Genomic DNA, 6,723 nt, shown 5'->3' on the forward strand with positions numbered 1-6,723 from the left:
GGGGCCAGCTTCACGCTGTTCCCACTCTACGCAGTTTTCCATCTCTGAGCAAAGCTCGGCATAGGTGAGTGCTGCCGCCTGACCTCCTGGCGCCGGCAATTATGAGTTGACTTGGGTATGCGGCCAGTATCTCGTTGAGGGAGTTTTCCCTGCCGAGATTGCAAGTGTCCATTCGTTTCTCACTTTCCCAGAAAGCGGCTCAATTGGTCGGGTTGCAGGTTCCGTGGATTGTGGGGTTCGGGATCGATCTGTGCATCCTTGGTGCTGGCACGCTCTTCGGACCCAATATTGCCGACTACCTGGGCCCGTTCGATTGGCCCGAGACCTTCCAAGCAAGCGTGAGAGACGACGGCCTCGTCATCGAGAAATTCAGAACCCAGGAAGAAGGCTTCGCGGAGGTCTGGTTCTGTCAGCGCGGTCAGGGGCGTCGGATCATCATGACACAAGTGCATTCTGGGTTGTTCTCCGAGCGGGAGGAGACGCTCAGGCTTCGCGGGGGCGAGATTACCTACCTGGACGAGGACAAGCCGCTTCTGGTGCTGACGAACCTCAGCGTCGACGGAGACGAGATCAGCTTCTACGAACTCATTGATCCGACCCTTGGGACGCGCCTGGCGCGCGGAGATGGTGGTGGCAGCCACAGGGACTGCTCCTGGGAGACGGTCAAAGAGATGCTCTAAGGCAGCGCGATTGGGAGATAGTGATTTGCACAGACGCACGCTGATGAAGTCGCTGGTATCGCTGCCTTTCGCGGGCGCAGTCGCCACGCCGACCAACCTTCTAGCATATCAAAACTGCGGCGCGGTTTATTCTGACGATGTCTGGCGAGGGCTTCAGGCAGCATTTTCTGTCCCGGTGGGTCCCCAGGACCGCGAAGGACAGATCTACGCCATTGTCGCGCCCTGGTGCCCTTTCTGTGCCAGGATGAAGGAAGATACCCTGGCGGGCCGCATCCCCGCGAGTGTCAGATTGATCCCGTCCGAACCCCGGGACAGTTTTGATCGAGGTCGGATCGCGTATTTCCTTGAAGCCGGCGCCGACGGCCTGGACGAGTTCTTCGACCGATCATCTGCGGCTCCGTCAACGAGCATGAGTGATGCCGCCAAGGAGCTGCTGCTTCAGACCCAGCAGGCAACGCAATGGAACATGCGCCGCGTCTTTGAAGTCAGCGGTGCTCGCCCCGGATTCCCCATGTGGTCTGCCTACTCTGAGGAAAGTGCCTGGACCAATGGGGAGATGGTGTTCTGCTTTGGCGGTTGGATAGACGATCCCGCGGCCAAGATTTCAGAAAACCTCAATATCGTCCCGTCGGCGCACCCTGCAGACTCTGGAAACTGGCGGGTCCTGGAAGAAATTTCCAGAACCTGGCGGCCGTTCAACAAGATGGTCTATGCGAACTCCGATGATGTTGTCATGCGGGTCTTCCCCACGGAGAGCTCGCTCCCATCCTACTGCTACAAAGCAAATACCGGTTTCGTGCACCCTGGTATCGTGACAGCGCAAGGTGAGGACTGGATCGTCATGGATGCAGGCGGGTCGCCTGCTTACACTCGGCTCAGCGACGTCTGGATGGAGTAGTCCTGCGGGAACCGAGCGCAGGCGAGCCTCAATACAGAAGATCGGCGGCATAACCTTTCAGGATCCATTCCGGCAGGATCGGGACAGCAAGAATCAGACGTCCGCTGGCAAAGACGAGCATCTGCCGCGACGCTGTATTGAGATGAGAGTTGTCGAAGACCATGCACCTGTCTGCCAGCAGTACCGCCTCGTGGATCAGCGGTTGCCCGCGCTCGTATCGCGCAAGGATCTTTTCTTCATGAACGTCATATCCGCCTTCCTCGGTGCGACACCTCACACGTCCCACAGACAGATCGGCGCCGTCGACGCCCACATGCATCACAACGACTAGGTATCCTCGCGCCCGTGCCGCTTCGAAGACCTCCAGCTTTGACGGGTGCGAGAAGAGGGCCTCGGTGACGAAGCTGCAGCCCGCTATTATCAGTTCCCCCCCGTCGCGCTTCGGCAATCCTGGCAGCCAGATGGCTCTGCCAGCCGTCATCGAGAGGCAGCCGGAAAATTCCAGATTCCGGCGGTCCAATGGTGGAGAGCAGTGCATCGGCCCACAGAACCTCCGGGAATTCGGAGGAAAGGCGGATCTCAGATCATCTGAGAGCTGGAACTCTAGCGTTTGACCATCTCGATCAAATTCACGGCAATGATAACACCAGCCGCCACGGGGCTATACGTAAGCCGCGTCGAGGCGCAGCGATGAGGCGGCACGCACTTTCCTCTTCTGCGCTACCAAAGCCGAGCCTGATGCGGAGTTCACCATCCATCGGCTCAGTGTCGCGTGATAAACATGCGCTCCGCGCTCAGCTTGGATCTTCTCCAGATCTCGTTACGAGACGCCTTACTGAAAGAAAAAGAAGACGGCATGCAGGATGTGTTCCTTAGGGAGCCAAGCACCCTGCATGAAGACAATCGGACAGATCTCATTGCGAGGCATCCTAGGCTCTGATGGACTATGGCGGCGAAGTTTGTGTCAGAACCGCTAGATAACACGCGGCAATCTCGGACCGCGCGTGAGCGCCTTAATGATATACAGTGGAGAAGTGCTTAAATTACAAGCCAATTTATGTTCTTTGCACCATTTGAAAATCTTCTGTTAACTTTTCAAATCCAAGGTTTTTGGGGCGAAAACTTGAGATTAACGAGTGTCTGACAACCTGCCTAGCACGCACCAAGCTTTGGCCGGCTTGGGGCGTGAGATTACTAGGTAGATGGAAGATGAATTCTGAAATTAGTACATACTCGGCAATTCTGCCTCGCAACCGAACGTGCTCTCGTGCGCCTGGCCGAAAGGCCGGGTTTGTGTGCCAGTAGGATTCAAGAAACAGCAGTATAGAGGCGAAAACGGCAAATGGGAGCAGATTATTCTCAACGGGAACAAGTCTAATCAAGACAGTGCCCTTGGCTGGAAGCCCTGCAAGCTGCCTGTCGGCGAGCATGACTATCTCAGACTTCATAGAATACCAGCGGTTGGTCGCTGCGCTGACACAGACAAAAAGATACTCTCGAACAACGTTCGAGAGTATCTTGCATGCATGCCATACCTTGAGCTCGACCGTCGCGACATCAGTGACGAAAAGCAAGATCGCAGAGACGTCATTACTATTGATGTTGATAGTGACGTTGATGCCACCCGGTTCGAATCTGCAAATATCCCGCCACCGCGCTATCTATGTGGGCGGCGTGGGTCGACCCTAGAGTGTGTGCGCCGCCCACACATTGTCTGGTGGCTCAAGTATCCGATCTATACGAGCAACACTCAGGCCATCATTTTTTTTGATGTTGTTCGCAACGAGCTAATTCGGCTGCTCCGCGGCATCGGATGTGTTGTCGATGAGAAAAGTCCGCTTGTCTCGAAGAACCCGCACAACGACGCGCACGACGTAGTTCCGGGGACGAACGAAGAATGGACGCTAACTGAACTGCGCGAGTGGATGTCGCGTGAACCCCTGAGACAGGCCCAGCCGATCTCGGACGATCGGAGTAGCTCTCATACATCACAGGAAGAGCGTACCCGAGAAACCTATGCCCGTGCGCAAACTAACTATTTCGACGAAAGTCACGCGCTCGCCGGCCGCAATTCCAAGGCATTTGAGAGCGTCCGGGGGCTCGTCTACGCAGCTAAGTCACAATGCAATACTGAGTACGAGCTCCGCGAGTATGCCCTCAACGAGCTCGAACTGTTCAATGCGCTCAATAATTGGCATGATCCTCTACCAGACAAAGAGCTCAGGTACCTTGCTCGATCCATGGCTAGTTGGACCTGGCGCAAGTACACAGCGCCCGGTGGCCACATAGATCGCGGCGTCTGTCGTAGAGAGGGGCTCATGCCGCATGTCGCGACAAATAAAACCAAGCAAGCCGTCGGCGGAGTTTATGGTGCCAAAAAAAACGCTCAAAACAAGCTCGAGCTGATCAAAGAGGCCCGTCTTCAGATGATCGATCGTGGCGAAGAGGTCACTGTCTCCGCACTCGCGCGTGATGTGAGCATGTCTCGAAACACTGTCCGAAAGCACCTGCGAGCGATCGACGACGATGCCCAGAATCAGGCGATAGCGGAGTGCAAACAGCTGCTCGAGACGCATAACTGGGTGGTCAAAACAGTGGCTATCAGGAAACGATATATAGAAAACAGCTTTGGAAACGGGCCTGAACTGCATCGCTCAGCATCTCAACGCGCTGAGCAGTCACTCTGGGATCACATCGATGCAGAAGAAAACGGATCTCCTGCGGTCAGCTGTGTCAGCGGAGAGGAGATGATGGCTGAATTTGAAGCGATGGACTCTGTTACTCAAGGGACTCTCTTAAAGAAGTGGACCCTGTCAGATGAAGAGGCTGTCTGACTTCCCGGCAGGGTCTCCCAATTTGTACGCTATTAACCGTGACCTGAACCCCGTTCTTCCTCCAGTTTGAGGTAGAGGCCGCTCCAGCGAGGAGCCGGACAATAAGGCGATCGAGGTTCAGCGAAGAGCAGAACCTCGGGGTGCTGAAGGAGCAGGAGGCCGGGATGTCGACTGCCGAGGTGTGCCGGAAGCACGGGGTCAGCAGCGCCACGTTTTACAAATGGAAGGCGCGCTATGGCGGGCTCGAGGTGTCGGACGCGCGGCGGCTGAAGACGCTCGAACAGGAGAACGGCTGGCTGAAGAAGCGGCGCGCTGAAGCCATGCTCGAGCGAGCCATTGAAAGCGCCGTTGGTTCGAGCTCAATGGCGAGCGGGATCCTGAAGGATGTCGCCGCAGAAAATGGTAGTACCCGGTTTGAAGCGGGATGCGGTGGCGCATGTCGTGGAGGTCCACGGGGCGAGCCAGCGCCGGGCGTGACAGGGTCCTGGCCGTGGATCGCTCTAGCGTACGCTATCGTGGCGTGCGGCCGGACGATGCCGAAGCTCGGGTGTCGATGAAGGCGGTGGCCGCCGAGCGGCGGCGGTTCGGCTATCGGCGCATCCACGTGATGGTCGAGCGCCAAGGGATCGTGATCAACCTGAAGAAGCTCAGGCGGCTCTACCGCGAGGAGAAGCTCCAGGTGCGCCGCCGGAGCGGGCGCTAGCGCGCCCAGGGGACGCGGCGGCCGATGTTGGTGCCGGAGGCACCAAACATGCGCTGGAGCCTGGACTTCGTCAGCGATGCACTGACCGACAGGCGGAGGTTCCGGGTCTTGGCAGTGGTCGATGACTACGGCCGGGAATGCCTGGCACTGGTGGTCGACACCTCCCTCTCCAGGCTACGGGTTGTCCGGGAACTGGAGACCCTGGTCGCCCAGCGGGGGCCTCCTGCCATGATGGTTTCCAACAATGGCACCGAACTCACCTCGATGGCCGTCCTGGCGTGGTGCGTGAGCACCGGCGTCGACTGGCTGTCAATCGGCAGCCAATCGTGACCCCCTATCGGCATCCAAAAATGACCCCCTTGGAGTGCCCGGGTAGCTGGCCCGATGCGGTGTAGCCCTCACACAGCGCAGCTGTATCGGGCCAGCGGGTTCTTGGTCATTCACAGGTCTTGAAGCGCCAACTCTCGTTGCCGGTTTCGACGATGTCGCAGTGATGTGTCAGGCGGTCGAGCAGTGCAGTGGTCATTTTCGCGTCGCCAAAGACCGAAGGCCATTCTCCGAAGTCGAGATTGGTTGTCACGATGATCGAGGTGCGCTCGTAGAGGCGGCTGATGAGATGGAACAGCAGCTGGCCACCGGTCTGAGCGAAGGGAAGATAGCCGAGCTCGTCAAGGATCAGGAAGTCGAGGCGGCACAGCAGGTCTGCCGTGCGCCCCTGTCGGTCGGCACGGGCTTCGGCATCGAGCTTGTTTACCAGGTCTACGACATTGAAGAAGCGCCCCCGCTTGCCGCGCCGGATGCAGGCCCGGGCGATGCTGACGGCCAGGTGCGATTTACCAGTCCCGGTGCCACCGATGAGCACGACATTGCGCTGCTGTTCGAGGAACTCCCCGGCGGCCAGATCGCGCACCAGCGTCTCGTTGACTGGCGTCTCTTCAAAGCTGAACTCGTCGACCTCTTTCGCCAGAGGCAGCTTGGCGATCGTCATCTGGTATTTGATCGAGCGCGCCTGCTTCTCACTGATCTCGGCATTTAGCAGGTCGCCGACGATCTGTTGTGGTTCGTGCTGACGCTTCACCGCCGTGGTGATGATCTCATCGTAGGCGGCCTTCATGCCGTAGAGCTTCAGCTGGCTCATCGCGTCCAGCACCTGTGATCTTTCCATGGTTGGGTCTCCTGAGACTGTCGTAGCGTTTGCAATCGGCGACGGGCTCGCAGGTCAGTCGCAACGCGGCCGGCGTGTCGATGGTCAGCGGCGGTGACGGCTCCCGATGCCGGGCCAAGATGTTGATGACGACCGAGGCTGCGGGGACCCTTTCGCTTAGGGCCTCGGCACAGGCAGCATCCACCGCATCCAGTCCATCGATCGGGATCATGCTCAGGATCTGAACCATCTGCCGGTCGCCGTTCGGCACCTTGCCAAGCTTGCGCTGCACGCGCCTGATCGCCGGCGGCAGGTCCCAGTCCTTGAAGGGGGCGCCATTCCGGAGGGCGCCGGGCTTACGAGCCAGAACCGGAATGTAGTGCAACGGGTCGTAGATGGCCTTGTCACGGCCGAAGGCTCGAGCGTGCTGCCCCACGATCTTGCCGTCCTGCCAGAACTCGACC

At 58.3% G+C, this 6,723-nt stretch carries 5 protein-coding genes and 2 pseudogenes; 4 read left to right on the forward strand and 3 right to left on the reverse strand.

The annotated features are described in order from the left end of the window. The first annotated feature begins 164 nt into the window (after positions 1-164). A complete protein-coding gene (locus tag LR948_RS18170) occupies positions 165-680 on the forward strand; it encodes a hypothetical protein (protein ID WP_232755508.1) in 516 nt (171 codons plus the stop codon). Positions 681-723: 43 nt separating this feature from the next. After that, positions 724-1,578, forward strand: a complete 855-nt coding sequence (locus tag LR948_RS18175; protein WP_232755509.1) for a hypothetical protein — start codon at positions 724-726, stop codon at positions 1,576-1,578. Between the two features lie 28 nt (positions 1,579-1,606). Here the strand turns inward: LR948_RS18175 and LR948_RS18180 are convergent, their stop codons facing one another. Further along, on the reverse strand, positions 1,607-2,026 hold the full coding sequence (locus tag LR948_RS18180; RefSeq protein WP_232755510.1) for a hypothetical protein: 420 nt from the start codon (positions 2,024-2,026) through the stop codon (positions 1,607-1,609). An 847-nt stretch (positions 2,027-2,873) separates the two neighbouring features. Here LR948_RS18180 and LR948_RS19060 point away from each other — a divergent pair. Then, the gene (locus LR948_RS19060; RefSeq protein ID WP_232755511.1) at positions 2,874-4,412 is read left to right on the forward strand and encodes a primase C-terminal domain-containing protein; all 1,539 of its coding nucleotides are present in this window, start codon (positions 2,874-2,876) and stop codon (positions 4,410-4,412) included. A gap of 101 nt (positions 4,413-4,513) precedes the next feature. Continuing rightward, positions 4,514-5,421: pseudogene (locus LR948_RS18190) on the forward strand (IS3 family transposase); the annotation flags it as partial. Between the two features lie 130 nt (positions 5,422-5,551). Here LR948_RS18190 and istB read toward each other — a convergent pair. Then, positions 5,552-6,280, reverse strand: coding sequence for an IS21-like element ISPkr1 family helper ATPase IstB (gene istB / locus LR948_RS18195; protein ID WP_232755512.1), 729 nt, complete (start codon positions 6,278-6,280; stop codon positions 5,552-5,554). Continuing rightward, positions 6,210-6,723, reverse strand: a pseudogene (locus LR948_RS18200) (IS21 family transposase); the annotation flags it as partial. The pseudogene LR948_RS18200 and the gene istB, both read right to left, overlap by 71 nt.

It is taken from the genome of Roseivivax sp. GX 12232 (assembly GCF_021272185.1).
Classification (GTDB): Bacteria; Pseudomonadota; Alphaproteobacteria; order Rhodobacterales; family Rhodobacteraceae; genus Roseivivax.

Excerpts from the sequence above, each read along its gene's own strand:
- LR948_RS18175 (WP_232755509.1), top strand. The coding sequence starts at position 724 with ATGAAGTCGCTGGTATCGCTGCCTTTCGCGGGCGCAGTCGCCACGCCG.
- istB (WP_232755512.1), bottom strand. The coding sequence starts at position 6,280 with ATGGAAAGATCACAGGTGCTGGACGCGATGAGCCAGCTGAAGCTCTAC.